The following is a 25,274-nucleotide window of genomic DNA, read 5'->3' as shown; positions in this document are numbered from 1 at the left end:
ACCCCGTGAGTACACCACGACCTGCGGTGCGCGAGGCCGTCGCGCACCTCGACGCCCCCTTCTCCGTCCTCGACCTGGACAGTGCGCTGGCCAACGCCGCGGACATGGTCCGGCGTGCCGCGGGCACCCCGATCCGGCTGGCCACGAAGTCGGTGCGTGTCCGCGGGCTCATCGAGCGCCTCCTCGCCCTCGACGGTGTGCAGGGACTGCTGTCCTACTCCCTTGGCGAGGCCATGTGGCTGGTGGACGAGGGGGTGTGCGACGACGTGCTCGTCGCCTACCCCAGCGCCGACCGGCAGCTGCTGCACCGGCTGATGTGCGGGGAGACCTACCTGCGGTCGGTCACGGTGATGGTCGACTCGGTGGAGCACCTCGACTTCATCGACGCCGTCGTCCCGCCGACCGAACGCGGCGTGCTGCGGGTGTGCATCGACGTCGACGCGTCCCTGTCCTTCGGTCCGGTGCACCTGGGTGCACGCCGCTCGCCGGTGCACACCGTGGAGCAGGCCCGCGCCCTGGCCGAGGCCGTCAGCGACCGCGACGGTTTCCGCCTGGTCGGCCTGATGGCCTACGAGGGGCAGATCGCCGGCACCACCGACACCTCCCCGCTGGTCACCGCGGTCAAGCGGGTCTCCGCCCGGGAACTGGCGGGACGCCGGGCCGCGATCGTGGAGGCCGTGCAGGCGGTGGACGGCGAGCTGGAGTTCGTCAACGGCGGCGGCACCGGCTCCATCGAGTCCACCACCGCCGAGGAGGTGGTCACCGAGATCGGTGCCGGCTCCGGGGTCGTGGGCCCGGGCCTGTTCGACCACTACTCCGCGTTCCGTCCGGTCTCGGCGCAGTGGTTCGTCCTGCCGGTGGTGCGCCGGCCCGTCCCCGACATCGTCACCGTCGCCGGCGGCGGGCGCATCGCGTCCGGCCCTCCCGGCGCCGACCGCGTCCCGGTCGTCGACTACCCCCGCGGCCTGCGCATGAGTGCCACGGAGGGCGCCGGGGAGGTGCAGACACCCCTGCGCGGCGACGTCGCCGCGGCGATGGACCTCGGCGACCACGTGTGGTTCCGGCACGCCAAGGCCGGCGAACAGGCCGAGTTCGCCGAGTCCGTACTGGTGGTCAGCGACGGCGACATCATCGACGAATGGCCCACCTACCGGGGCGAGGGACGGAGCTTCACATGAGATGGCGCAACTGGTCGGGCGCGCAGCACGCCACCCCGGCCGCATTCGAGCAGCCCACCACCGAGGACGGGGTCGTCGACCTGGTCCGTCGGGCGGCCCGCGGGGGCCTGCGGGTCAAGGCCGTGGGTGCGGGCCACTCCTTCACACCCGTGGCGGTGACCGACGGGATCCTCGTCAACCTCGACCACCTCTCCGGGCTCGTGTCGGTGGACCGCGACGCCATGGAGGTCACCTTCCTGGCCGGCACCCGCCTGCGCGACGTCCCGGCGTTGCTGCGCCCGCACGGCCTGGCGCTGGCCAACCAGGGCGACGTGGACCCGCAGTCCCTGGCCGGCGCGGTGAGCACCGGCACCCACGGCACCGGCATCGGCTTGACCGGTTTCGCCGGGATGGTCCGCGGACTGCGCACCGTCACCGCCGACGGCTCCGTGCACGACGTCGGCCCCGGCGACCCCCTCCACGACCTCGGCCGCGTCTCCCTCGGCGCCCTGGGGGTGACCACCCGCATCACCATGGCGGTCGTCGACTCCTTCGTGCTGTCCGCCGTGGAACGCGCCGAACCACTGGAGGAGCTCGTCGGCGACTTCCCCGCCCGCGCCGCCGCCGTCGACCACATGGAGTACTACTGGTTCCCCGGCACCGGGCGCGCGCACGTCAAGACCAACACCCGCCACAGCCTGCAGGACGCCGCGTCCGCCGACCTGCCCGGTCCCGTGCCGCGCTGGCGGGCGTTCGTCGACGACGAACTCGTCAGCAACGCCGCCTTCGCGGCGATGTGCTCACTGATGCACCACGTGCCGCGCACCACCGGGGCGATGAACCGTCTGGCGGCGGCGAGCCTCGCACAGCGCGAGTACTCCGACACCGCCCACGACGTCTTCGTCTCCCCGCGCCGGGTGCGCTTCAACGAGATGGAGTACGCCGTACCCCTGACCGATGCCGCGGAGGTCCTCGCCGAGGTCCACCGTGCCGTGGACGCCTCCCGGCTGCCCGTCGGATTCCCCCTGGAGGTGCGCTGCACCGCCGCCGACGACGTACCGCTGTCCACCGCGAACGGGCGGGAGTCCTGCTACGTCGCGGTGCACCGTTACCACCGCGACGACTACCGCGAACTCTTCGCCGTGGTCGAGCCGGTCCTCGTCGCCGCCGGCGGACGCCCGCACTGGGGCAAGCTGCACACCCTCGACCACGACGGCCTCGCCGCCGTGCACCCCGACCTGGCGGACGTCGCCGAGCTGCGCGCGCAGGTCGACCCGTCCGGCATGTTCCGCAACCCGATGGTCGACCGGGTCTTCGGGATCTAGACGAGTTTCCGCAGCCGGGTGCGCCGGGCGTTGATCAGCGTGTCGGTGACGAACACCAGCAGCGCCACCCAGATCACCGCGAACCCGACCCACCGGGCCGGTTCGATGTACTCGCCGACGACCAGCACCGCCCACAGCATCTGCATCACCGGGGTCAGGTACTGCAGCATCCCCAGACTGGTCAACGACAGTTCGTGGGCCGCACGGGCGAAACACAGCAACGGCAGCGCCGTGATCGCCCCGGCGGTGACCAGCAGCAGCGCATGGCCCACACCGTGCCCTCCCTGCACCATGGTGTTCTCCCCCTGGGACTGCAGCCACACCAGGTAGAGCACCCCCACCGGTGCCAGCACCGCGGTCTCCGCCGTCAACGACTGCAGCGGGGTCAACGGCACCCGCTTCTTCAGCAGCCCGTAGCCGGCGAAGGACAACGCCAGCCCCAGCGACACCACCGGCGGCGAACCCAAGGCCACGGTGAGGATCACCACCGCCACCGCGGCGATGCCCACGGACACCCACTGCAGCGTCCGCAGCCGCTCACGCAGCACCACCACGCCGAGCAGCACGCTGACCAGCGGGTTGATGAAGTACCCCAGGGCGGCGTCGGCGACGTGGTCGTTGTTGACCGCGTAGATGTACAGCCCCCAGTTGCCTGCGATGAGCACGGCGGCCGCGGTGATGCGCAGCCACAGACCCGCGGGGATCCGACGCACCCACCGGAAACCGGTGGTGCACGCCATGACCACCACGACGAAGGCCAGCGTCCACACGAAGCGGTGCGCCAGGATCTCCATCGGCACCGCCGGGCGCAGCAGCGGGAAGAACGCGGGGAAGAACCCCCACATCAGGTAGGCCAGGACACCCCAGATCACCGGGCCGCCGCCTGTTCCTGTGCCTGTTCGCGTTCCTCGGCCGTCACCGGGCGCAGCCCGAAACGCCCGTAGGACGCGTCGGGCGGCAACGCCTCCACCGCCAGGACGTCCTCACGGTCGTCCAGGGCCGCCAGGTCGTCCGGCGCGGCGTGCACGAGCACGCCGAGGACGTCGAGCGCCGGGTCGTCCTCCCCCACCCCCGCGTTCGCCGCGACCTGGTCACGGGCACCGGCGAAGACGTCCTCGCGACGGTGGCCGTCCGCCGGCTCGGCGATCTCCCACCGCGAGTTCGCGTACAGCAGGGTCGACACCCGCACGCCGGACATGCCGGAGAAGATCTCGGTGAGTTCCTGCGTCCCGGCCGGCTCGACCGGGGTCACCAGCGCCCAGCGGGCCTCGTCACCTGTGTCACCTGTGTCAGGCGTGTCCTGCAGCGTCGTCCCCGCCCGCGCGACGTACTCGTCCAGGGTCTCGCTGTTGTCGGGGCCCAGCATGTCGCCGTTGATGGCCTGGGGCTGGGACATACGGTCCGAACCTGCCAGGGCGATCACCGTGCCGGCCAGCGCCACCAGGCACAGCACCGACAACCACATCACCCACGCGGGACGACGCGTGTCCTCCCACTCACGCCGGCGCCGCACCTTGCGGTCCGGCGCGATCTGCCGCGAGGTACGCATCAGTTCACCTCCCGCAGTCGCTCCAACGCCACGTCCAGGTCCTCCGGGTAGGGCGACTCGATGTCCATCCACCGCCCGTTCGGGTGTGTGAACCCCAGGTGCACCGCGTGCAGCCACTGACGTTGCAGTCCGAGGAACTCGCTGAGTGCCGGGTCCGACCCGTACATCGGGTCCCCGCAACACGGGTGGTGCAGCGCCGAGAAGTGCACGCGGATCTGGTGGGTACGCCCGGTCTCCAGGTGCACCTCCAGCATCGTGGCCTGCCGGAACGCCTCTAGCGTGCGGTAGTGCGTCACGGCATGGCGACCGTCCTCACGCACCGCGAACTTCCACCCCGCACCGGGGTGCCGGGCGATCGGCGCGTCGATGGTGCCCACCGTCGGGTCCGGGTGGCCCTGCACCAGCGCGTGGTAGGTCTTCTCCACCGTCCGGTCGCGGAACGCCCGCTTGAGCACCGTGTAGGCGCGCTCGCTGGCGGCGACCAGCATCACGCCGGACGTCCCGACGTCGAGCCGGTGCACGATGCCCTTACGCTCCGGCGGACCCGAGGTGGAGATACGGAACCCCTCCGCCGCCAGACCCGAGGTCACCGTGGGCCCGTCCCAGCCGATGGTGGGGTGCGCGGCGACACCGACGGGCTTGTTCACGGCGATCACGTCGTCGTCGGAGTAGAGGATCTCCATGCCCTCGACGAGTTCGGCGGGCTCGTCGGCGAGGTCGCGTTCGGGCTCCGGCAGGGTGACGTCCAGCCACGCGCCGGCGACCAGCCGGTCGGACTTGCCCGCGGTCCTGCCGTCCTGCACCACGTCGCCGGCCTCGGCGAGTTCGGCGACGACGGTGCGCGACAACCCGAGCAACTTCGACAGCCCGGCGTCCACCCGCATCCCCGCCAGGCCGTCCGGCACCGGCATCAGCCGCGACTCCCTCGGGGCGTTCACGCTGCGCTCCCCTCGTTCTCTGCGTTCTCTGAGTTCTCCCTGCGCGCCTGCCGTGGCTCCACGACCAGCGCGTACACCAGGTACACCACCACGCCCACGCTGATCGCCGCGTCCGCCACGTTGAAGATGGCGAAGTTGCCGACGGACACGAAGTCCACCACGTGGCCGTGCAGCCCGCCGGGGGCGCGGAAGATCCGGTCGATGAGGTTGCCGGCCGCCCCGCCGCCGATCAACGCCACCGCAGCCACGGACCACGGGTTGCGCACCCGGAAGGCCAGCACCACGCAGATGGCCACGGCGACCATCTGGATCACGGAGAACACCACGGTGGCGTTCTCCCCCATGGAGAACGCGGCCCCGGAGTTGCGGATCAGGTACAGCCGGGCGACGTCGCCGACCACCGGGTACGCCGTGGCGGGTTCGAGGTTCTCCACGACGAGCCACTTGCTGAGCTGGTCGACGGCCACGATGCCGGCCAGTGGGAGGAGCGCCCAGGGTCGGACGTTGAAAACAGTCACGGCCATGATCCTATCGCGTCGCGGCATGTCCCCGCCCGCGACCCTCTGTTGCCCGGCCGCCAGTTGGTACGCTGACCCACGTGCGCACCCAACGACTCCTGCCGACCCTGTTGACCACCGTGACGACCACCCTGCTGGCGGGATCGGTCCTCACCGCATGCTCCTCCGACGACGCCGCGTCGCCCGAGGAGCCGGTGGACGCCCCGGTGTCCGGGGTCTCCGTCACCGTCGACGACACCGGTGACGCCCCGCGCGAGCCCCTGGTGTGGTTCAGCGACGACACGGAGACCGAGACCGTCTACAAGGCGACCCAGGGGTGGGGGCAGAGCATCGAGGGTGGTGACTCCGACGAGACCAGCGAGGACGACCTGCCGTACGAGGACGTCACCATGGAGGTCCCGGTCACCGTGTCCACCGCCACCGACGGTGACGAGCTGGAGGCCGAGGTCGTCGCCGGGAGCCCGTCGGGCGACAACACCGACGGCAACGAGGACCTCTCCACCGCCGAGGGGTTCACGATGAACCAGAACTACAACCAGGACGGACGCGTCACCACGCGCGGCTTCACCGCGCCCGAGGGCGCCTCGGACGCGGCGCGGTCGAACGTGGAGCGCTCCTTCACCCAGATGACGGACGTGCCGGTGGTATTCCCCGCCGACGACCTGGGCACCGGTGCCCGCTGGACGGTCACCGGCCAGGTCGACGACCCGAACCTGGGGATCTCCATGCGCCAGGGGGTGACCTACACCCTGGTGTCGCGGGAGGGCTCACGCATCGAGCTCGACGTCGACGTGGAGCGCACACCCTCGGTGCAGCAGATGTCGGGCTCCGACCTGAAGGTGGTGGGCTCCGACAGTGAGTCCACCGGCAACATCACGGTGGATCTGCGACGTCCCGTGCCGGTCTCCGGCGTGATCGAGACGTCGACGAGCGTGACCTACGGTGAGACGGACTCGCCGGTCACCGTGGTGCAGACCTCGCGGACGAGGTCCAGCTGGGAGCCGGCCTAGGCGGCGGGCTCGGCGGCGGGATCCTCCGCCGGGGCGTCCTGCTCGGCGGCGGGGTCGGGGGCCTCCTCGAGGAAGGGGGCGCAGCTGTCGGGGACCTGGTCGGGGGCGACGTTGCTGACCAGCGTGCAGGCCCATTCCTGGGACAGCTTCCACTGGCCGTTGTCGTTGACGAACTTCACGCCGTCCATCCGCACCGGCTCGGCGTCCGGCTGGATGAGGTTCATGGTCGCCATGACCTCCTGCGGGGTGTTGCCGGGGAGGATCGGGTCAACGACCTCGAAGGTTGCGCCGGACTCCTGCTGTGACTGCATCATCACGTCGAAGAGGTCCACGGCCTCCTCACCGTTCTCCACGGTGTCGGCCTTCTCCTCCGCCGGGACACCCGGGTCCACGGCGCGGGCGAGGATGTCGCCGAGCTCCTGCGCGTCGGGCAGCGGGGTGGTTTCGGTGGTCTGGGCCGCGGTGGTGTCCGACGAGCCGTCGTCGGAGTCGTCCGAGGAACAGGCGGTGACCGACAGGCCGGCGGTGAGGGCGATGACGGCGGCGAGTGCGCGGGGTCGCTTCAGGGGGTTCAGAGTGGACGTGATGCTCACTGTGACGACGCTCCTTCGAGTCGTGGATGTACGGCGAATGAAGCGAGTCTACCGCCGATGGGACGGTAGCCTTGTAATCCGTGACCGACCAGACCACCCTCGCCCCCACCGTGCTAGCCACCGGCGGCACCATCGCCTGCGCGCGCGACGACCGCGGTGACCTCGTCCCCACCAGGACCATCGCCGACCTCCTGGCCGACGCAACGGACTCCGCCGCCGTCGCTGCCGCCGTGCGAGACGCCCGTGACGTCCTGCACCTCGACTCCTCCACGATGGGCCTCGCCGACCTCGACGTCCTGCTCACCCACATCCACGGGGCGCGCCGCAGCGGGCCGGTCGTGGTCACCCACGGCACCGACTCGATGGAGGAGACCGCCATGGCCGTCGACCGGCTCATCGGCGGGCCGGTGGTGCTCACCGGCGCGCAACGTCCCGCCGACGACCCGGCGCCGGACGGCCCGGGCAACCTGCGCGACGCGATCGAGGCGGCGCGCCGCGTCCTGCATCCCGCCGTGGTGCTCGGCGGGCGGACCTCGCCCGCCTACGGTGTGCGCAAAGTGCACACCACCGCCGACGCCGCCTTCGACACCCCGGCCGGCATCACCCGCCCCACCCGTCCGGCCGACCCGTCCGCTCCCCCGGCCCCGCTGGCCGGGCTGCGCGTGGACATCGTGTCCGCCTGCCAGGGCGCCGACCCCGCCGCGATCGACGCCGCGGTGTCCGCCGGGGCGCACGGCGTGGTCGTGCAGGCCTTCGGGTCCGGCAACATCGGGGTGCTCGCCGACGGTGCCCACCGGGCCGTCGAGGCCGGCGTCCCCGTCGTCGTCGCCAGCCGTGTGGCGTCCGGCGGGGTGCAGCTGGTCTACGGCGGCGCCGGCGGAGGACGCTCCCTCGCCCGTGCCGGGGTGCGCTCCGGCGGAGAACTCACCGCCGCGCAGGCGCGCATGGAACTGCTGTGCGAACTGGCCGTCCGCCGTGCCGGCTGACTAACGGAGACTGTCCAGCGGGTCCGCCGCACTGAGCTCCGGGTCGTCGACGGCGAAGGTGCGCGCCCTGCCCGGCCCGGTGGAGCGGGTCTCGAAACGCACGCTCACCACCCCCGCGCCCGTGCCCTGCACCCAACCGTGGCCGAACTCGGGGTGGTGCACGTCCGCAGAGGGACGCCAGGAGGTGACGGTGGCCTCAGGTTCCGGCTCGGGTTCGGGCGCCGGCTCGGTCTCTGTCTCGGTCTCCGGTTCCACGGCGACCATGCCGGGCTCCGGGAAAAGCACGGCCTGGCGTTCCTCCGTCAGCCCGGACAGGCTCACCCCCACCAGCCGCACCGCGCCGGACACCTCGGGCCGCGGGACCACCGAGCGGGCCGCGGCGAGGATCTCGTCGAGGTCGTCGGTCGGGGTGACCAGCGTGGTCGAGCGCGTGTGGGCCTTGAAGTCTGCGGTCCGGGTCTTCACCGTCACCGTACGGGCCGCCCGACCGTCCCCGAGCAGTCGACGACGCGCCGCGGTGGCCGCCAGCACCAGCACCGGGTCGACCTCCACCGTGGTCACCGCGTCGACCTCCAGGGTGCGCTCCGCGGACACCTGCTTCGACCGCGCCCGCGGTGCCACCGGGCGGGTGTCCGCACCACGGGCGTAGCCGAGGACCTGCAGACCCACCGAGCCGAGCAGGCCCTTGACGTCCACGTCGTCCATCGCGGTGAATGCGCCGATGGTGGTGACGCCGACGTCGGCCAGCTTGCCCTGGGCCACCGGGCCGATACCCCACAACTCCCCGACCGGACGGGGGCCGAAGACCTCCCCGCGACGATCGGCACCCACCACCGTCACCCCGTGCGGCTTGGCGAGGTCGGAGGCCATCTTCGCGTCCAGCTTCGTGGTGGCCACACCGATCGAGCAGGGCAGGCCGATCTCGGCGTCGACACGCTCCTGCAGAACGCGGGCCCACCGTTCGACCTCCGCGGCGTCCAGCCCGACCAGCGACTCCGGCTCCACGAACCCCTCGTCCACGCTGAGCTGCTCGACGGTGTCCTCCTCGCGCCCGAGGAGCTCGAAGACCTGGGCGGAGACGGTGGAGTACACGCTGAAGCGCGGGGACACGACCACGGCCTTGCCGCGGCACAGGCGCACGGCCTGCTGCATCGGCATGGCCGACCGGGCCCCGTACACCCGCGACTCATAGGACGCACCGGCCACGACGCCCCGGCCGGAGGCACCGCCGACGAGGACGGGGCGTCCGGCGAGCGTCGGACGGGTCAACTGCTCCACGGAGGCGAAGAACGCGTCCATGTCGAGGTGGACCACCCATCGCTGCGTGGAGTTCATGTCCCCGAGTCTAGTTCCGGGGACCGCCAGCACCGTCAAAAAGGCACCTCCTGAGCCGCGACGCGGGCAGCCTCGACGACCTCGCCGATCCGACGAAGCCTGGCCTCGTTGTGCGCCGCCAGGGTTCGGACCTTGCGGTGCAGACGAGTGTCGAAGTCCAGGACCGCCTCGGCCAACGGGCCGGTCGGGGTGGTCACGTACACGTGGCCGTCCTCCACGCTGGTCCACCAGTCCGAGCCGTCCGGGTTCAGGGTCACGTCGTAGAGTCCGCGGGTCTTGAGGCTGTGGCACCCCGGACACAGCGAGTGCATCGCCCAGGACGCGGTCTTTCCCCCGTCCTCCTCGTCACCGGTCCAGCGGCTCACGTGGTCGATCTGCGACTCCGCGGCGGGCCGGTCGCACCCGGGGAACCGGCACGTGCCGTCCCGCCCGGCGTCCGTGGCGCGCTGGTGGGCCGAGGGCGTGTAGCCGGAGACCTCGCTGTGCCCGGCGACGCACAGCTCGGTGACCCGCTCCATCCAGCGGTCCGTGGCGACCTCGTGCAACCACGTGCTCTCCAGGTGCATCGTGCCGCTGTCCAGGTTGCGGTAGCAGTTCAACGTCACCGACACGTCCCCCGCCCGACCGTGCACCAGGTCGATGAAGGCCTGGGCGCGGGTGCAGTCGCGGGCCGCGGCGACGGCGTCGATGATGCGGATGGCGCCGATGCCCTCGTCGGTGGGCACGGTGACGTGGAAGACCGTCGCCGCGTCCGCACGGGTGTCGACCGAGAAGTCGAGCTGGCACTGCGGCGGCGGAACCTCACCGTGGCCCTCCGGGTCGAGTGGTCGCGCCGAGGGCTGGATCTCCGCGACGACCTCCTGGACGAGACGGCGCAGGGTGACCACCCCGGGTACCGCCTGCCGCGGAACCGTCGGGGTGAGCACACCCATCACGGAACGCTCGACCTCCTCGAGGTGCCCGTCGTCCACGGCGGCGACGGAATCCGCGAGCGCGCGCAGGTGGTCGAAGGAGAACGCGCCGTTCTTCAGCAGCAGGCCGACCCCGTGCATCCTGGTCAGCATCGTCCCGATGTCGCAGTATGCAAGGGCCTTACCCTTCGACACCCCCAACCCCACTGACAGCTTCCGGACGTGGCGGGAGACCTCCATACCCGGCGACGGTGCCGCCTCACGGGCGATGTCGAGCTCCAGGACGTTGATGTCGCGCTTGGCGTTGAACATCACCTCCTGCGCGCTGACCGCCCAGCAGGGTTCGTCGAGGTTCTCCTCCACGTACTCGACGTCGCAGTCGAAGCACAGCTCCTCGTAATCACGTTCGATGACGCTCAGTCCCGTACCGTCCTGCACCATGTCTTTCCCCTCAGATTCATGGAACCGCTCTCGAGAGCAAACACATTATCGATGGTGTGTTCGAGTGTCAAGGTCTCGGGGCGGAGACGTCGAAAACCCCGGACGGCGAACCGTCCGGGGCAGGTCGACGACGCGGCGGGACTACACCTTCGCCACCTCGGCGGTGACCCCGTCGCCCACGTCGTGACTCAGCGTCTCGTCGACGACCACGGTCACGGAGGTCGCGAGCACCTCGCCGGCGATCGCGTCGGCGTGCCGGTCGGCCCACTCCCGCTTGTCCGCCGGCACCGACAGCGTCAGCGTGATCCGGTCGGAGACGTCGAAGCCGGACGCCTTGCGTGCGTCCTGCACACCACGGACGCGGTCAGCGGCCCAGCCCTCGGCCTCCAGCTCGGGGGTGACGGCGGTGTCCAGGACGACCAGGCCGTCGCCGCCCGGGATCTCCGTGGTGTTGTCCGGGTCGACCGCCACCAGCTTGCGGCTGAACTCACCGTCGACCAGCTCGATGCCGTCGGCGGTGACCGTGCCGTCCTCGGCGACCGTGTAGTTGCCGGTCTTCACGGCCTTGATCACGGTCTGGACGTTCTTGCCCAGGCGCGGGCCGGCCACACGTGCGTTGACGACGACCTCGAAACGACCCACGGAAGACACATCGTCGGTCAAGGAGATCTCCTTGACGTTGACCTCGTCGCGGATGATCGACGAGAAGTCCGCCAACGCAGCGGACTCCGGCAGGGCCACGGTCAGCCCCGGCAGGGGCAGGCGGTTGCGCAGCTTGTGCGACTTGCGCAACGACGACGCCGCCGAGCAGACCCCGCGCACGGCGTCCATCGAGGCCACCAGGTCCGCGTCCGCCGGCAGTTCGTCCGCCGACGGCCAGTCGGTCAGGTGCACCGACCGCTCACCGGTCAGACCCCGCCAGATGACCTCCGTGGTCATCGGCAGCAGCGGGGCGGCGATCCGGCACAGCGTCTCCAACACGGTGTAGAGCGTGTTGAAGGCCTCCGGGTGGCCGTCCTCGCCGGAGTCGCCGGCCCAGAACCGGTCACGCGAACGACGCACGTACCAGTTGGTCAGCGCATCGCAGAACTGACGGATCTCGTCGGTCGCCGCAGCGATGTCGGTGGCGTCCAGCGAACCGGTGACCGCCTCGACCGTGTCGTGCAGCTTGGCCAGGATGTAGCGGTCCAGGACGTTCGACGAGGAGGTGTCGTACTGCGCCGGGTTGTGCGCGTACAGCCGCAGGAACGAGTAGGCGTTCCACATCGGCAGCATCGCCTGACGAACACCCTCACGGATACCCTGCTCGGTGACGATCAGGTTGCCGCCGCGCAGGATCGGCGAGCTCATCAGGAACCAGCGCATCGCGTCCGAACCGTCACGGTCGAACACCTCGTTGACGTCCGGGTAGTTGCCCTTCGACTTGGACATCTTCAGTCCGTCGTCGCCGAGCACGATGCCGTGCGAGACGACCTTCGTGAACGCCGGACGGTCGAACAGCGCCGTCGAGAGCACGTGCAGCAGGTAGAACCAGCCACGGGTCTGGCCGATGTACTCCACGATGAAGTCCGCCGGCGAGTGGGAGTCGAACCACTCCTTGTTCTCGAACGGGTAGTGCACCTGCGCGAACGGCATCGACCCGGAGTCGAACCACACGTCCAGCACGTCCGGCACGCGGCGCATCGTGGAGCGGCCCGTCGGGTCGTCGGGGTTCGGGCGGGTCAGCTCGTCGATGTACGGGCGGTGCAGCGACTCGGGACGCACCCCGAAGTCCGCCTCCAGCTCGTCCAGGGAGCCGTAGACGTCGGTGCGCGGGTAGGCGTCGTCGTCGGACACCCACACCGGGATCGGTGAGCCCCAGTAGCGCGAGCGCGAGATGTTCCAGTCCCGCGCGCCCTCCAGCCACTTGCCGAACTGCCCGTCGCGGATGTGCTCCGGGATCCACTCGATCTGCTCGTGGTTGAGCTCCACCATCCGGTCACGGAAGGACGACACGGACACGAACCAGCTCGGCAGCGCCATGTAAATCAGCGGCTCACCGGAGCGCCAGGAGTGCGGGTAGGAGTGCTCGATGGTCTGGTGGCGCACCACCCGGCCGGCGGCCTTGAGGTCCTTGATGATGTCCTTGTTGGCGTCGAAGACCAGCTGGCCCTCGTAGTCCGGCACCAGCGAGGTGAACTTGCCGTCCATGTCCACCGGGACCACCGTGTCGATGCCCTCGGCGTTGCAGGTCAGCATGTCGTCCTCACCGAAGGCCGGCGCCTGGTGGACCACACCGGTACCGTCCTCGGTGGTGACGTAGTCCGCCGCCAGGATCCGGAAGGCACGCTTCTCCCCCAGCTCCGCACGGTCGGCGAAGTAGCCGAAGACCGGCTCGTAGGTCAGCCCCACCAGCTGCGCGCCGGTGAACTCCGCGACGACCTCGGAGTCCTCGCCGAGCTCCGCGGCGTAGGCACCCGCCAGGTCCTTCGCAAGCAGGACGCTGCGTCCGGCGATCGCGTCCGCGCCGTCCTGCGCGGCGGTGACCAGCACGTAGGACACCGACGGGTTGACCGCCAGCGCGAGGTTCGACGGCAGCGTCCACGGGGTCGTCGTCCAGGCCAGGGCGGACGCCTCGGCGAGCGCCGGGTTGGCGGCCAGCGTCTCCACCGCGGCGGTGCCCGGCTGCGCACCGGTGACCGGGAAGGTCACCGTGAGCGTGGGGTCCTGACGCATCTTGTAGGAGTCGTCCAGGCGGGTCTCCTGGTTCGACAGCGGGGTGTGCTCGGCCCACGAGTACGGCAGCACCCGGAAGCCCTGGTAGATCAGGCCCTTGTCGTAGAGGTCCTTGAACGCCCAGATCACCGACTCCATGTAGGTGATGTCCATGGTCTTGTAGCCGTTGTCGAAGTCCACCCACCGGGCCTGCCGGGTGACGTAGTCCTTCCACTCGTCGGCGTAGCGCAGCACCGACGTCGCGCAGTACTCGTTGAACTTCGCCAGGCCCATCTTCTGGATGTCGCCCTTGTCGGTGATGCCGAGCTGCTTCTCCGCCTCCAGCTCCGCCGGAAGGCCGTGGGTGTCCCAGCCGAACACCCGCGGCACGCGGTAGCCGCGCATCGTCTTGTAGCGCGGGACGATGTCCTTGACGTAGCCGGTCAGCAGGTGACCGTAGTGCGGCAGACCGTTGGCGAACGGGGGGCCGTCGTAGAAGATGTACTCGGGGGCGCCCTCACGGTTGTCGAGGGACGCCTGGAAGGTGTCGTCCCGACCCCAGTAGTCCAGGACGTTCTCCTCCATCGTGGGGAAGGAACTGGTGCCGTCCGACATGTCGGTGTGCGGGTACGCTCCGCCTGCGGGGGTGCTCATCGCGGACTCCTCGTAAGTTGGTGTGCTTCTCACGGTCCGCGGGGACGAGAGCCCGGCACAACGACCGGACCACGCGGTACCACCCCGCTTGGGCTCCCCGACGACACCGCCGGACCGGGGAATCCCACTTGTTCCTACGGCTGTGACGTGCCGCGACCACGTCCGGCTCTACTCGGCGCAACCGGGGTGGTTGAACGCCTTTCTTCCGGATCGCTCCCCGGTGATGGCCGGATCAGTGCGAATGAAAGGCCCCGCACGGCGGTGCGGGGCCGGTCATCAATGAAGTATACGTGTCACTGTCTGCGGCGGAGAATCAGGTCCACCACGAAGACGGCCAGGCCGACGACGGCGACCCCGATGCAGACCCACGCCCAGAACGTGGATCCCACGTACAGGGCCACCAGCAGAGCCAGGAACCCCAGGAGGGACATCAGCAGGGACAGTGCGAGCATCTCGGTTGCCGTCCGTCCTCGTCCGTCGTCGTCAGACCCGGGAAGGGCCTTACTTCTCGCCGAAGTCGATGTTGGAGTTCGGGGCCGCGGTGCTGCGGCTGTTGAGCTCCTCCAGCTGCGACTCGAGGAAGGTCTTCAGGCGGGTACGGTACTCCCGCTCGTAGGTACGAAGCTCCTCGATGCGGCTCTCCAGCGCGGACTGCTGCTTCTTCACCGTGGTCATGATCTCGGTGTGCTTGCGCTCCGCGTCCTTCTGCAGCGCGTCGGCCTTCTCCTGCGCCGCGCGGACCTGCGCCTCGGACTGTGCCGTGGCGTCCGAGATCAGGGTCTCGGACTTCTGCGTCGCGTCGGCGACGAGGGTGTCAGCCTTCTGCTGCGCCTCGGCCACCGACTTGCGGGCCTGCTGGTCGGCGTCGGCCAGCTGCTTCTCGGAACGCTTCTGCGCGTCGGAGAGCTGCGAGCTCGCCTTCGTGTTGGCGTCCTCGAGGGTGCGGTTGGCCTCGTTGCGGGCGTCGTCCAGCATGCCCTGCGACTCGGTCTTGGCGTCGCCGGTGAGACGGTCCGCCATCTCCTGGGCCATGCTCAGCACGCGGGCGGCCTGCATGTGGGTGTCCGCGTTGGCGGTACCGGCGGCCGTGGCGGTGTCCGCCGGGGCCTGGGCCTGGGCGGCGGCCGGAGCCTGGTTGGACTGTGCGGAACTGGCGGACTGGGCAGCCTGGGCCTGCGCCGACTCGGCGCGCTTGTCGGCGGCGGCGGCCTTGTCCTCGGCGGCGTTCGCGCGCTTCTCGGCGGCGGCCGTGGCGTCCTGCGCCTTGGCGAGCTCGGCCTCGAGCTCGGACACCCGGGCACGGGCCTCGTCCAGCTCGGCGCTCAGCGCCGAGTCGTCCGACGAACCGGTAGCGGCGGCGGCGACCGGTGCCGCGGCACCGGAGCCGGCCTGGCCGCGCAGGTCGTCGTTCTCGTCCTGCAGCTCGGCCAGCGTGTCTTCGACGAGATCGAGGAACTGGTCAACCTCGTCCTCGTTGTAGCCACGCTTGCCGATCGGCGGCTTGCTGAATGCCACGTTATGAACGTCAGCGGGAGTCAACGGCATCGGTAGTTCCCTTCACAGTCGATGTGTTCCGCCAAGCCTAGTGGGGCCGGACGGTGAGTCGGTCACGATCTTATCAGCGACCACGGTCATGAGGCTTCAGGTTCAACCTCATGTGTAGTCTTTCAGGTCAGTTATACAGCAGGCGTTTTCCCACCTGCAAGAACGCCCCACCCCGCGTCACACACTGTTGGCGATACCCAGCAGCACGGAGGTGAGGATCGAGATGCCGAAGAACAGCACCAGAACCGACACGTCCAGGGCGACCCCGCCCAGACGCAGCGGCGGGATGATGCGACGCAACGGCTTGACCAGGAAGTCGGTCAACACGAAGATCGGCTCGGCGATCAGCGCGAAACGCCGCGACGGCCTCCACTGCCGTGAGAAGGACCGGATCATCTCGATGATCACCCTCGCCAGGAGGATGAACCAGTACAGCCGGAGGAGCAGGGCGATGAAATAGAGAGTGGCAGCCACGGTGTTCTACTGGTCCTCCACCAGCTGGTCGAGCTGGCTCTGGTCTAGGGTCACGGAAGCGGGGATCAGCGCGAAGTTGCGGATACCGCCGAGCTTCTTCAGCGTACCGTCGAGCCCCTTCGCGAGACCAACGGAGAAGTCCAGGACGCGGCTCGCCTCCGACTTCTCCATCGCAGAGAGGTTGAGGACCACGATGTCCCCCGCCTTGAACTCCGTGGCCAGTTCCCCGGCCTGCTGGAAGGAGCTCAGTGCGAGACGCACGACCTGCGGCTCACGCGACTGCGCCGGCGACACCGGGGCCACAGGGGCCACCGGGGTCTCCGCGCGCCGCGGCGTGCGCGGGGCGCGGTAGTCGTAGTCGGAGCGCTCGGACCGCGCAGGACGCTCGGCGCGCTCGGCACGCTCCGTGCGGTCGGGACGCTCGTAGTCGCGGTCCCGGTCACGGTCGTCCTCGCGGTCCTGGTAGCGACCGGAGGAACGGTAGCCGCCGCGGTCCTCCTCGAACTCGTCGCGGTAGTAGGGGTCATCGAAGCTGTCAACGTCACCGAAGCCGAAGAAATCCTTGACCTTCCCGGTGATTCCGTCTGCCATGGTCTGTCTCGCTTTCTCTGGGATGTGTCGTGCGGGGATCGTCTACTGTCGAAATTACCGGGAAGTCCGGTCAGGCGTCGGGAATCCAGATCACGGAGGCTTGGCGGCCCGTGCGCCCCTCCCTCCGGTAGGAGAAGAAGTTCTCCTCGGAGACGGTGCTGCGCGGGTCGGCGTCGACCGAGCGGACACCCTCACCGAGCAGTTGACGGGTGATCCCCGCGCGGATGTCCAGACCCGGGGTTCCGCGTGATGTCGTCGTGCGTGACCCCGGCAGACGCCCCTCGACGTCGGCGGCCATCTCCTCGGGCACCTCGTAGTCCACACCGGCGGCCGCGGCACCGAGCAGGGCGTGGATGCGCGCCGGCACAGCGCCGAGCTCCACCATGCGCCGCAGCGTCGCGGGCACCACGCCGTTGCGCGCGCCCATGCGTCCGGCGTGCACGGCGGCGACCACCCCAGCCTCCTCGTCGGACAGCAGCACCGGCACGCAGTCCGCGGTCAGCACGACCAGGGCCACACCGGGCTCGGCGGTCACCAGGGCGTCGGTGAACTCCACCGGCGCGCCGTCCAGTTCGTCGAGCATCTCCGCGGTGACCACGGTGACGTTCGGCGAGTGGATCTGCTCCATGTACACCATGCGGGACTCGGGCACACCGATCAGCCCGGCGAGCCGGGCACGGTTCGCCGCGACGGACGCCTCGTCGTCGCCGACATGGCCGGCGAGGTTGAAGGAGTCGAAGTCTCCCGTGGACGCACCGCCGTGTCGGTCGGTGACGACCTTGCGGACGCTACGTTCCACCGGCTCAGAGGAAGGTCGGGACATCGAGATCGTCGTCTCCGTCATCGCGGCTGTCACGGTTGTCGCGACGGTCGCCGTTCGAGGTGAACAGGCCCGAGGAGTTCGCCGGCTCGGAGGAACCGGGCACACCCGAACGGGTACGGCGGGTGAAGCTCGTCGACTCCTCCTGCTGACGCTGGGCGGCGGGCGCCTCCTCACCGTTGAAGATCCCCGGCTGGGACTGCTCGGCGGCGGGCTGCTGGGCACGCTGTGCCGGCTGGGACTGCTGTGCCGACTGTGCCTGCTGGTTGTTGGAGGTCTCCGGCGCGCGGTGCTGACCGCGGCGCGGCTGGGCGACCACGTTCGGCGAGTCGTCGAAACCGGTGGCGATGACGGTCACGCGGACCTCGTCGCCGAGCTGGTCGTCGATGATCGTGCCGAAGATGATGTTGGCGTCCTCGTCGGCGAGGTCCTGGACGATCGTGGCCGCCTCGTTGACCTCGAACAGCCCCAGGTCGGAACCACCGGCGAAGGACAGCAGCACACCCTTGGCGCCCTGCATCGTGGTCTCCAGCAGCGGCGAGTTGATCGCCAGCTCGGTGGCCTTGCGGGCACGGTCGTCCCCACGGGAGCTGCCGATGCCCATCAGGGCGGAACCGGCGTCCGTCATCACGGAGCGCACGTCGGCGAAGTCGACGTTGATCACGCCGGGCGTGGTGATCAGGCGGGTGATGCCCTCGACACCGGAGTGCAGGACCTCGTCGGCCTTGCGGAAGGCGTCCATGAGCTGGAGGTCCGCGTCGCCCATCTTGAGCAGGCTGTCGTTCGGGATCACGATGAGCGTGTCGCAGACGTCGCGCAGGGCCTCGATGCCCTCGAGAGCCTGCTTGGAACGACGCTGCCCCTCGAAGGTGAACGGGCGGGTGACCACACCGACGGTCAGCGCGCCCTTCTTCTTGGCGATGTTGGCGACGACCGGGGCGGCGCCGGTACCGGTGCCGCCACCCTCACCACAGGTCACGAAGACCATGTCGGAGCCCTCGATGACCTCCTCGATCTGCTCCTTGTGGTCCTCGGCGGACTTGCGTCCGACCTCGGGGTTGGCGCCGGCGCCGAGCCCGCGGGTCTCGGCCTGGCCGATGTCGAGCTTGGTGTCCGCGTCGGTGAGCAGGAGTGCCTGCGCGTCGGTGTTGATCGCGACGAACTCCACACCCTGCAGGTTCGCGTCGATCATCCTGTTCACGGCGTTGACACCACCGCCACCGACACCGACGACGGTGATCTTGGCGAGGTGGTTGTCGTAGAGGGTCATGGTGTGCGCTCTCTTTCCCGATGTTTCGGCCAGTGTCTGCCCGTGTGCTGTCGCTGCTAACTCTGCGACCAATTGTGTGTGACACGGCGGTGATTTCCGCGCACATTTTTCGTGCGTGTCGTATCCCTCAATGTGGGGTTGAGGGTTCTCACTCCCGGACGGAGGGCATCGCCGGGTTGGAGACGTTCCACCGGTCGCCCTCGCGGGTGAGGACCACCCGGGTGGCCTCGGCCTTCTCCTCGGCACGGTCCGCCGACCCCCAATAGACCTCACGGCCCTCCGGGAAGCGCAGGGTGAGTTCCTCGGCGGAGGACGCCTCCAGTTCCTCGACCTGGTCGCGCAGCTCCGCCGGCAGGGCGGCGAGCGCCTCGCCGGCGGCGGTGAGCGCGTCGGAGTCGTCGGCGGACGCCCGTACCGGCACGGCCCCCTCCGGGCTCTCGCCGCGCAGGAAGACCCGGCCGCGCTCGTTGATCACCAGCGGACCGTCACCGTCACCTTCGACGACACCGACGGCCTCGAACTCGGTCACCTGCACCCGCACCGAGGACGGCCAGTCGCGCGACACGGTCACCTTCTCCACCCACGGCAGGGCCGACACCGAGCGCGCCGCCTCGTCCGTGTCGGCGAAGAGCAGGTTCTGCCCCTCCACCGACGCGGCCGCGGAGATCACGTCCTCCGGCGCCAGCCGCTGCGTGCCCTCGACCTCGATGGAGCGCACCTGCAACAACGGACTGAGGACGAGCACCACCGCCAGGACGACGACCAGGACGAGCCCGCCCAGGACGACGGCCAGACGGCGGCGACGCCGCGGGTCACGCCGGTTGCTGCGGTTGCGGCGGTTGCGACGGTTGTTGCCTGCCATCGGCGATCAGGCCTCGCCCAGGGCGCGGAGGATCTCGTCGGCGAGCATCGTGACGGTGCCCGCCCCCACGGTCAGCACCACGTCCCCGTCGGTCGCCAGGCCGGCGACCAGGGCCGGGGCGTCGGCGAAGTGCGGTTCGTAGTGCACCTCGGCGGACCCGTCGATCCGGTCGGTGATGATCCTGCTGTCGAGACCCTCCACCGGCTCCTCACGGGCGCCGAAGATGTCGAGGACCACCGCCACGTCCGCCAGGGACAACGCCTCGGCGAACTCGTCGGCGAAGGCCAGCGTCCGGGAGTACAGGTGCGGCTGGAAGACCGCCACGACACGACCGGCACCACCGGTCTGCTCCTGGCGTGCCACGACCTTCTCCCGTGCCGCGGTGACCACCGCGCGCACCTCGGTCGGGTGGTGGGCGTAGTCGTCGTACACCTCCACCCCGCCGACGGCGCCGTGGTACTCGAACCGGCGACGCACCCCGTCGAAGGAGGCGACACCGGCGGCCATCCCCTCGGCCGAGGCGCCGACGAGCACACCGGCGAGCAGGGAGGCCACGCCGTTGAACAGCATGTGCAGCCCCGGCGTACGCACGGTCACGGAGACTTCAGCGACATCAGCGGAATCACCACCGAGCCGGACCTGCGCCTGCGTGCCGCCGTCGGGCATCGTCGAGGTCGACAGGATCTCCGCGCCGACGGGGACCGAGGGGTGCGCGGCCACGGCGTCGGACGTGCCGTAACCCAGCACGCGCACCCCCTCGGCCACCTCGACGCGTCCGGCGACGACCTGCTCGCCGAGGTGGGCGCTGCCCTCGTCGTCGAGGCAGACGACCAGGGCACCGCCGGCGACGACGCGTCCGGCGAACTTGCCGAACACGTCCCGGTAGGCCTCTTCGGTCCCGAAGAAGTCGAGGTGGTCGGGCTCCACGTTGGTCACCACGGCGACCTCGGGCGAGTAGGACAGGAAGGAGCCGTCGGACTCGTCGGCCTCGGCGACGAAGACGTCCCCGGTCCCGTGGTGGGCGTTGGTGCCCGCCCGGTTGAGCTGACCGCCGATGGCGAACGACGGGTCCATGCCCGCGTGCTGCAGGGCCACGACGGCCATCGAGGTGGTCGAGGTCTTGCCGTGCGTGCCGGCCATGAGCACCGCCCGGCGGTCCTCCATGAGCAGGGCCAGCACGTCGGAACGACGCAGCAGCGGCACGCCGGCCTCGCGGGCGGCGACGAGTTCCGGGTTGTCCTGCGGGATCGCCGCGAAGGACGTGACGACCGCGTCCGGCAGGACGCCGTCGCCGGCCAGCGTGAGGTTCTCCGCCCGGTGGCCCACGGCCACCTCGGCGCCGGCGGCACGCAGGGCCAGGACGACCCGGGACTCCTTCATGTCCGACCCGCTGACCTGCACGCCACGGTCCAGCAGGATCCTGGCGATGCCGGACATGCCGGCACCACCGATGCCGACCATGTGCACGCGGTGGAGGTCACCGAGGTTGTACTTGTCGCTCACTTCTTCTCCCCTGCCTCACTGATCACGATCTGGGCGATGCGGTCCGCCGCGTCGCGGTGCCCGGCGGCCGCGGCGGCATCGCCGGCGGCCTGCAACCGGGTGCGGTCACGCAGCAGCGGGACGACCTCGCGCGCCACGCGTCCGGCGTCCAGCTCGGCGTCCGGCACGATCACCCCGCCACCGGCGGCGACGACGGGGCGGGCGTTGAGCTCCTGCTCACCGTTGCCGTGCGGCAGCGGCACGTACACCGCGGGCAGACCGCAGGCGGAGATCTCCGCCACGGTCATCGCGCCCGAGCGGCACAGCACCATGTCCGCCGCCGCGAGGGCGAGGTCCATGCGGTCGATGTAGGGCACGGCGACGTACGACGCGCCACCGTGCGCAGCCACGTCCGGCGCGTCGTTCTTCCGGCCGTAGGCGTGCAGGACGTCGATCCCGGCGTCGGCGAAGGTGCCGGACGCCGCGGCGACGGCGGAGTTGATCGACGCCGCCCCCTGGCTGCCTCCGGTGACGAGCAGGACGGGACGCTCGGGGTCCAGCCCGAAGAACTCGCGGGCCTGCGCGCGCAACGCCGCGCGGTCCAGCGACAGCAGGGACTCACGCACCGGGATGCCGACGACCTCGGCCTCCCCCGACTTGCCGCCGAGACCGGAGTCCCCGGAGGCCGCCAACGCACGGGCGCCGAGACGCACGCCGAGCTTGTTGGACATGCCGGCACGCGCATTGGCCTCGTGCACCACCACGGGCAGACGCAGCGACTTCGCCGCCAGGTACGCCGGGGCGGACACGTAGCCGCCGAAACCGACGACGACGTCCGCACCCACCTCGCGCAGCGTGCGACGGGTCTGCCGCAACGCCCCGACGAGCCGGAACGGCAGGGTGAACAGGTCCTTGTTCACCTTCCTCGGCACCGGCACCGCCGGTATGAGCTCCAGGTCGAAACCGCGGTCCGGGACCAGGGTCGTCTCCAGCCCGCGGGTGGTGCCCAGGGCGGTGACCCGGGCGTCCGGACGGGCGCGCCGGACGGCGTCGCCCACGGCGAGTGCGGGTTCGATGTGCCCGGCCGTCCCGCCGCCCGCGAGGACGACGGACAACGGACGGGAAGAGGGGGACACGGCTCAACGCCTCCTGCGGTTGTACTGCTGACTTGTGTGGTTGGTGCTTCTGGAACTTCGGGTGCTCCGGGAACTCCGGGGCTCCGGGAGGGGTTCCCGCTCGCCACGGTAGCGCGGCTCGCCGGCTGCTCCGGACGGTTCACCGGGCGGCGGTCGACGCCGACGCGTCACCGGTTCACCGTACCGCTTCGGCTGCTCCCGGACACGCTCCCGACGCTCCTGGCCCGGACGGTACGGTTCGGGCTCCGGGAGGAACAGGATCCGGTCGATCAGCGGCCTGCCCTCGTGCTGCATCGACGACACCGTCGCCGGTTCGTGCCGGGCGATGTTGGCCAGCAGGCCCAGTGAGGCCAGGGTCACCACCGCCGAGGAACCGCCGGCGGAGATCAACGGCAGCTGCACACCGGTCATCGGGAACAGACCGACCACGTACCCCATGTTGTAGAACGCCTGGACGGTGATACCCATCGTCAGCGCCGCGGCCAGCAGCCGCAGGAAGGGGTCGGTCTGGGCCGTGGCGGTACGGATGCCGAACCAGGCCAGCACACCGAAGAGGATGACGACCAGGCCTGCGCCGAGCAGGCCGAGCTCCTCACCGAGGATGGCGAAGACGAAGTCGTTCGCCGCCTCGGGAAGGTAGAGCCACTTGGCCCGCGACTGGCCCAGCCCCTGGCCGAGCAACCCTCCGTCGGAGAGCGACAGGATGCCCTGCCTGGACTGGAACGTCGCGCCACGGGAGGTGGCGTCGTTGAAGCTCAGGGTGAAGGTCTCGGTCCAGGAACTGAACCGGGCGCTGCGGAAGGCGTGCTGGAGGCTGAAGATCACGCCGAGCACCGCCGCCACCGCCAGCACGGACAGCAGTGCCACGGTGCTCACGCCGGCGAAGAACAGCATCGCGGCGACCACGGCTGCCAACGAGAGCATCATGCCCAGGTCGTCCTGCAGCAGCACCAGGCCCAGGATCACCGCCGCCACCACGAAGAAGGGGTTCAGCACGAAGCGGGCGGAGTTGCTCACCCGCGAGCGGGCGGCGACCACGGCCGCGCCCCAGACCGCCAGGGAGAACTTCGCCACCTCGGAGGGCTGGATGCCCACACCGGCGAAACGGATCCACGAGTTCGAGCCGACCTCGGTACCGCCGACACCGATGCCGGGGATCAGCACCAGGATCAGCAGCACCACGGAGATCCCGAGGAAGACCACCGACAGGTTGCGCACCGTGGACGGGGTGATCCGCAGGAAGAACCACATGCCGACCAGACCCGCGGCGACGACCACGGCCTGCTTCATGAACTCGCCGAAGACGCCGGTGTCGCTGTCGATGGAGGTGACCATCGAGGAGGAGAGCACCATCGTGAGCCCGATGAGCACGAGGATGGCGGTCACGCTCATGATGACCTTGTAGTTGAACTGCGGGGTCGCCAGGACGCGGCGACCGCGCTCCCGGATGCCCTGCCACGGCGACTCCGTGCGGGTGGGCTGGTCCTTCACGCTCATGGCTCGCCGTCCTTCCGTGCCGCCGCGGCGAAGAGGTCACCGCGGTGGGACATCCCGTCGTACATGTCCAGCGACGCCGCCGCCGGCGCCAGGACGACGGACACCGCAGAGTGGCAGGACGCCGCGAGGTCGCGTGCGGCGTCGACCGCCTCGCTCATCGCCGCGACCGGGTCGGTCTCGTCGACCACCCGCACCGGCACGTCCGGGGCGGCGAGCGCCAGGGCGTCGGCGAGGACCGCGCGGTCCACGCCGAGCAGCACCACGCCGCGCAGGCCCGGGGCCACCTCGGCGACCATCTCGTCGACGGCGGCACCCTTGAGCTGACCACCGGCGACCCAGACGACGTCCGTCAGCCCGCGCAGTGCGGCGGTGGCGGCGTGCGGGTTCGTGGCCTTGGAGTTGTCGATCCAGCGCGCGCCCTCGGTCTCGGCGACGACCTGGCCACGGTGGGCCTGCACCCGGAAGTCCGCCAGCGCCGCGGCCACCGCGGAGGTGGACACCCCGATGCTGCGGGACAGGGCCGCGGCCGCGGCGGCGTCGGCCACCCCGGCGGGCCCGGGAGGCGAGATGCCCTCGGTGTCCGCCAGGTCGGTGAGCGTACCCGTGGAGGTGTCGAGTTCGACGAGCCGGCCGTCGCGCACGCCGGTGACCGTCGAGGCGGGGTCGGCGACTTCGGCGGGGTCCCCGGTGGTGAACGCGCGGCGCTCCCCCGTGACACCGGAGCCGCCCGAAGCACCGGCGACCACGCGGGCGTCGTCGGCGGCGACCACGGCGACGTCACCGGTCAAGGCACGCATCTTGTCCGCGGCGTAGTTGTCGAAGGAGCCGTGCCAGTCGAGGTGGTCCTCAGCGAGGTTGAGCACGCACCCGGCGTCCGGTGCGAAGTCCGGCGCCCAGTGGAGCTGGAAGCTGGAGACCTCCGCGGCCAGCACGTCCACCCGCGGTTCGGCGAGCAGCGCCTCACCGGGGGGCGTGCCGATGTTGCCGACGGCGAGCGAGCTGCGTCCGTCGGCGCGCAGGATCGCGTCCAGCATGGCCGTGGTCGTGGTCTTTCCGTTCGTCCCGGTGACCGCCAGCCAGGTCCTCGGCGCGCCGAACAGTCCGGCACGGTCGGCCAGCCAGGCCGCCTCGACGTCGCCGATGACGGGCACGCCGGCCTCTCCCGCCGCCACGGCGACGGGTCCGTCCGGACGCCACCCCGGCGAGGTGATGACGAGGGCGAACGCCCCGTCGGAAAGCAGTTGGACAGCGTCGACGACGGTGACGGCGCGGGCACCGGTCTCCTCGGCGAGTCGGCCGCCGGCGGCGACGTTGTCGTCGGCGATCGTGACCGCACGGTCGGGCGCACCGAGGCGCCCGAGGCACCCGAGCATGCGGGCGACACCGGCACCGGCCACGCCGGCACCGGCCACGAGGACGTCCCCGTTACGTATCGCCTCGACGGTCTGGTTCACCATGTGTGATCGCTCTCCTGTCCTGAATGCAT

General features: G+C 70.4%; 23 protein-coding genes. 4 read left to right on the top strand and 19 right to left on the bottom strand.

All coding sequences use genetic code 11. From position 1 onward, the window contains the following. The first annotated feature begins 5 nt into the window (after positions 1–5). Together ACT3TD_RS04595 and ACT3TD_RS04590 are read left to right on the top strand one after the other, a co-directional pair. A complete protein-coding gene (locus tag ACT3TD_RS04595; protein ID WP_444614822.1) occupies positions 6–1,178 on the top strand; it encodes an amino acid deaminase/aldolase in 1,173 nt (390 codons plus the stop codon). Next, positions 1,175–2,482, top strand: a complete 1,308-nt coding sequence (locus ACT3TD_RS04590) for a D-arabinono-1,4-lactone oxidase (protein WP_441588134.1) — start codon at positions 1,175–1,177, stop codon at positions 2,480–2,482. Before ACT3TD_RS04595 ends, ACT3TD_RS04590 begins: the two co-directional genes overlap by 4 nt. Here ACT3TD_RS04590 and rarD read toward each other — a convergent pair. Genes rarD through lspA form a run of 4 tightly spaced genes read right to left on the bottom strand, consistent with a single transcriptional unit; the run spans position 2,479 to position 5,487 of the window. Then, positions 2,479–3,354: an EamA family transporter RarD gene (gene rarD / locus ACT3TD_RS04585; protein ID WP_301443405.1), complete on the bottom strand. Its 876-nt coding sequence runs from the start codon at positions 3,352–3,354 to the stop codon at positions 2,479–2,481. The two genes, ACT3TD_RS04590 and rarD, sit on opposite strands and share 4 nt — an antisense overlap. After that, positions 3,351–4,031 (bottom strand): hypothetical protein, encoded by a 681-nt coding sequence (locus ACT3TD_RS04580; protein ID WP_301443404.1) that lies wholly within the window; start codon positions 4,029–4,031, stop codon positions 3,351–3,353. The genes rarD and ACT3TD_RS04580 overlap by 4 nt, the downstream gene beginning before the upstream one ends. Next, positions 4,031–4,942, bottom strand: coding sequence for an RluA family pseudouridine synthase (locus ACT3TD_RS04575; RefSeq protein ID WP_301443410.1), 912 nt, complete (start codon positions 4,940–4,942; stop codon positions 4,031–4,033). Before ACT3TD_RS04575 ends, ACT3TD_RS04580 begins: the two co-directional genes overlap by 1 nt. Positions 4,943–4,965: 23 nt before the next feature. Continuing rightward, complete coding sequence (gene lspA, locus ACT3TD_RS04570; protein WP_301443403.1) at positions 4,966–5,487, bottom strand: signal peptidase II; 522 nt, start codon at positions 5,485–5,487, stop codon at positions 4,966–4,968. 80 nt (positions 5,488–5,567) lie between these two features. Here lspA and ACT3TD_RS04565 point away from each other — a divergent pair, with 80 nt between their 5' ends. Next, positions 5,568–6,497 (top strand): hypothetical protein, encoded by a 930-nt coding sequence (locus tag ACT3TD_RS04565; protein ID WP_441579164.1) that lies wholly within the window; start codon positions 5,568–5,570, stop codon positions 6,495–6,497. Here the strand turns inward: ACT3TD_RS04565 and ACT3TD_RS04560 are convergent. Continuing rightward, positions 6,494–7,090: a hypothetical protein gene (locus ACT3TD_RS04560; RefSeq protein ID WP_441579163.1), complete on the bottom strand. Its 597-nt coding sequence runs from the start codon at positions 7,088–7,090 to the stop codon at positions 6,494–6,496. The genes ACT3TD_RS04565 and ACT3TD_RS04560 overlap by 4 nt on opposite strands. A gap of 80 nt (positions 7,091–7,170) precedes the next feature. Here ACT3TD_RS04560 and ACT3TD_RS04555 point away from each other — a divergent pair, with 80 nt between their 5' ends. Beyond that, complete coding sequence (locus tag ACT3TD_RS04555; RefSeq protein ID WP_441582049.1) at positions 7,171–8,076, top strand: asparaginase; 906 nt, start codon at positions 7,171–7,173, stop codon at positions 8,074–8,076. Here the strand turns inward: ACT3TD_RS04555 and ACT3TD_RS04550 are convergent, their stop codons facing one another. From ACT3TD_RS04550 to murD, 14 genes are all read right to left on the bottom strand, one after another. Then, positions 8,077–9,411: a DNA polymerase IV gene (locus tag ACT3TD_RS04550; RefSeq protein WP_301441970.1), complete on the bottom strand. Its 1,335-nt coding sequence runs from the start codon at positions 9,409–9,411 to the stop codon at positions 8,077–8,079. Between the two features lie 35 nt (positions 9,412–9,446). After that, positions 9,447–10,763: an HNH endonuclease signature motif containing protein gene (locus tag ACT3TD_RS04545; protein WP_301441971.1), complete on the bottom strand. Its 1,317-nt coding sequence runs from the start codon at positions 10,761–10,763 to the stop codon at positions 9,447–9,449. 141 nt (positions 10,764–10,904) lie between these two features. Further along, positions 10,905–14,111, bottom strand: coding sequence for an isoleucine--tRNA ligase (gene ileS, locus ACT3TD_RS04540; RefSeq protein WP_444614821.1), 3,207 nt, complete (start codon positions 14,109–14,111; stop codon positions 10,905–10,907). A gap of 293 nt (positions 14,112–14,404) precedes the next feature. After that, complete coding sequence (locus tag ACT3TD_RS04535; protein ID WP_301441973.1) at positions 14,405–14,563, bottom strand: hypothetical protein; 159 nt, start codon at positions 14,561–14,563, stop codon at positions 14,405–14,407. A 49-nt stretch (positions 14,564–14,612) separates the two neighbouring features. After that, positions 14,613–15,656, bottom strand: a complete 1,044-nt coding sequence (locus ACT3TD_RS04530; protein WP_441579161.1) for a DivIVA domain-containing protein — start codon at positions 15,654–15,656, stop codon at positions 14,613–14,615. A 177-nt stretch (positions 15,657–15,833) separates the two neighbouring features. Next, positions 15,834–16,130 (bottom strand): YggT family protein, encoded by a 297-nt coding sequence (locus tag ACT3TD_RS04525; protein ID WP_301441975.1) that lies wholly within the window; start codon positions 16,128–16,130, stop codon positions 15,834–15,836. Between the two features lie 6 nt (positions 16,131–16,136). Next, positions 16,137–16,721: a cell division protein SepF gene (locus ACT3TD_RS04520; RefSeq protein ID WP_301441976.1), complete on the bottom strand. Its 585-nt coding sequence runs from the start codon at positions 16,719–16,721 to the stop codon at positions 16,137–16,139. A 70-nt stretch (positions 16,722–16,791) separates the two neighbouring features. After that, positions 16,792–17,544, bottom strand: a complete 753-nt coding sequence (gene pgeF / locus ACT3TD_RS04515) for a peptidoglycan editing factor PgeF (RefSeq protein ID WP_301441977.1) — start codon at positions 17,542–17,544, stop codon at positions 16,792–16,794. Next, positions 17,525–18,811 carry a cell division protein FtsZ gene (ftsZ, locus tag ACT3TD_RS04510; RefSeq protein WP_301441978.1) on the bottom strand — a complete coding sequence of 429 codons (1,287 nt, stop codon included), beginning with the start codon at positions 18,809–18,811 and terminating at the stop codon, positions 17,525–17,527. Before ftsZ ends, pgeF begins: the two co-directional genes overlap by 20 nt. Before the next feature lie 148 nt (positions 18,812–18,959). Then, complete coding sequence (locus ACT3TD_RS04505) at positions 18,960–19,673, bottom strand: cell division protein FtsQ/DivIB (protein WP_301441979.1); 714 nt, start codon at positions 19,671–19,673, stop codon at positions 18,960–18,962. A gap of 6 nt (positions 19,674–19,679) precedes the next feature. Next, positions 19,680–21,134: a UDP-N-acetylmuramate--L-alanine ligase gene (gene murC, locus ACT3TD_RS04500; RefSeq protein WP_444614825.1), complete on the bottom strand. Its 1,455-nt coding sequence runs from the start codon at positions 21,132–21,134 to the stop codon at positions 19,680–19,682. 38 nt (positions 21,135–21,172) lie between these two features. Then, a complete protein-coding gene (gene murG, locus ACT3TD_RS04495) occupies positions 21,173–22,291 on the bottom strand; it encodes an undecaprenyldiphospho-muramoylpentapeptide beta-N-acetylglucosaminyltransferase (RefSeq protein WP_301441980.1) in 1,119 nt (372 codons plus the stop codon). A gap of 3 nt (positions 22,292–22,294) precedes the next feature. Further along, positions 22,295–23,788, bottom strand: a complete 1,494-nt coding sequence (locus ACT3TD_RS04490; RefSeq protein ID WP_301441981.1) for a peptidoglycan glycosyltransferase FtsW — start codon at positions 23,786–23,788, stop codon at positions 22,295–22,297. Next, complete coding sequence (gene murD, locus ACT3TD_RS04485; RefSeq protein ID WP_301441982.1) at positions 23,785–25,245, bottom strand: UDP-N-acetylmuramoyl-L-alanine--D-glutamate ligase; 1,461 nt, start codon at positions 25,243–25,245, stop codon at positions 23,785–23,787. Before murD ends, ACT3TD_RS04490 begins: the two co-directional genes overlap by 4 nt. Positions 25,246–25,274: the final 29 nt, after the last annotated feature.

It is taken from the genome of Corynebacterium sp. AOP36-E1-14 (assembly GCF_052377495.1).
In the GTDB taxonomy this organism is placed as follows: domain Bacteria; phylum Actinomycetota; class Actinomycetes; order Mycobacteriales; family Mycobacteriaceae; genus Corynebacterium.
Note: the sequence above shows the minus strand (reverse complement) of the source record. Positions and strands in the feature narration are given on the sequence as shown.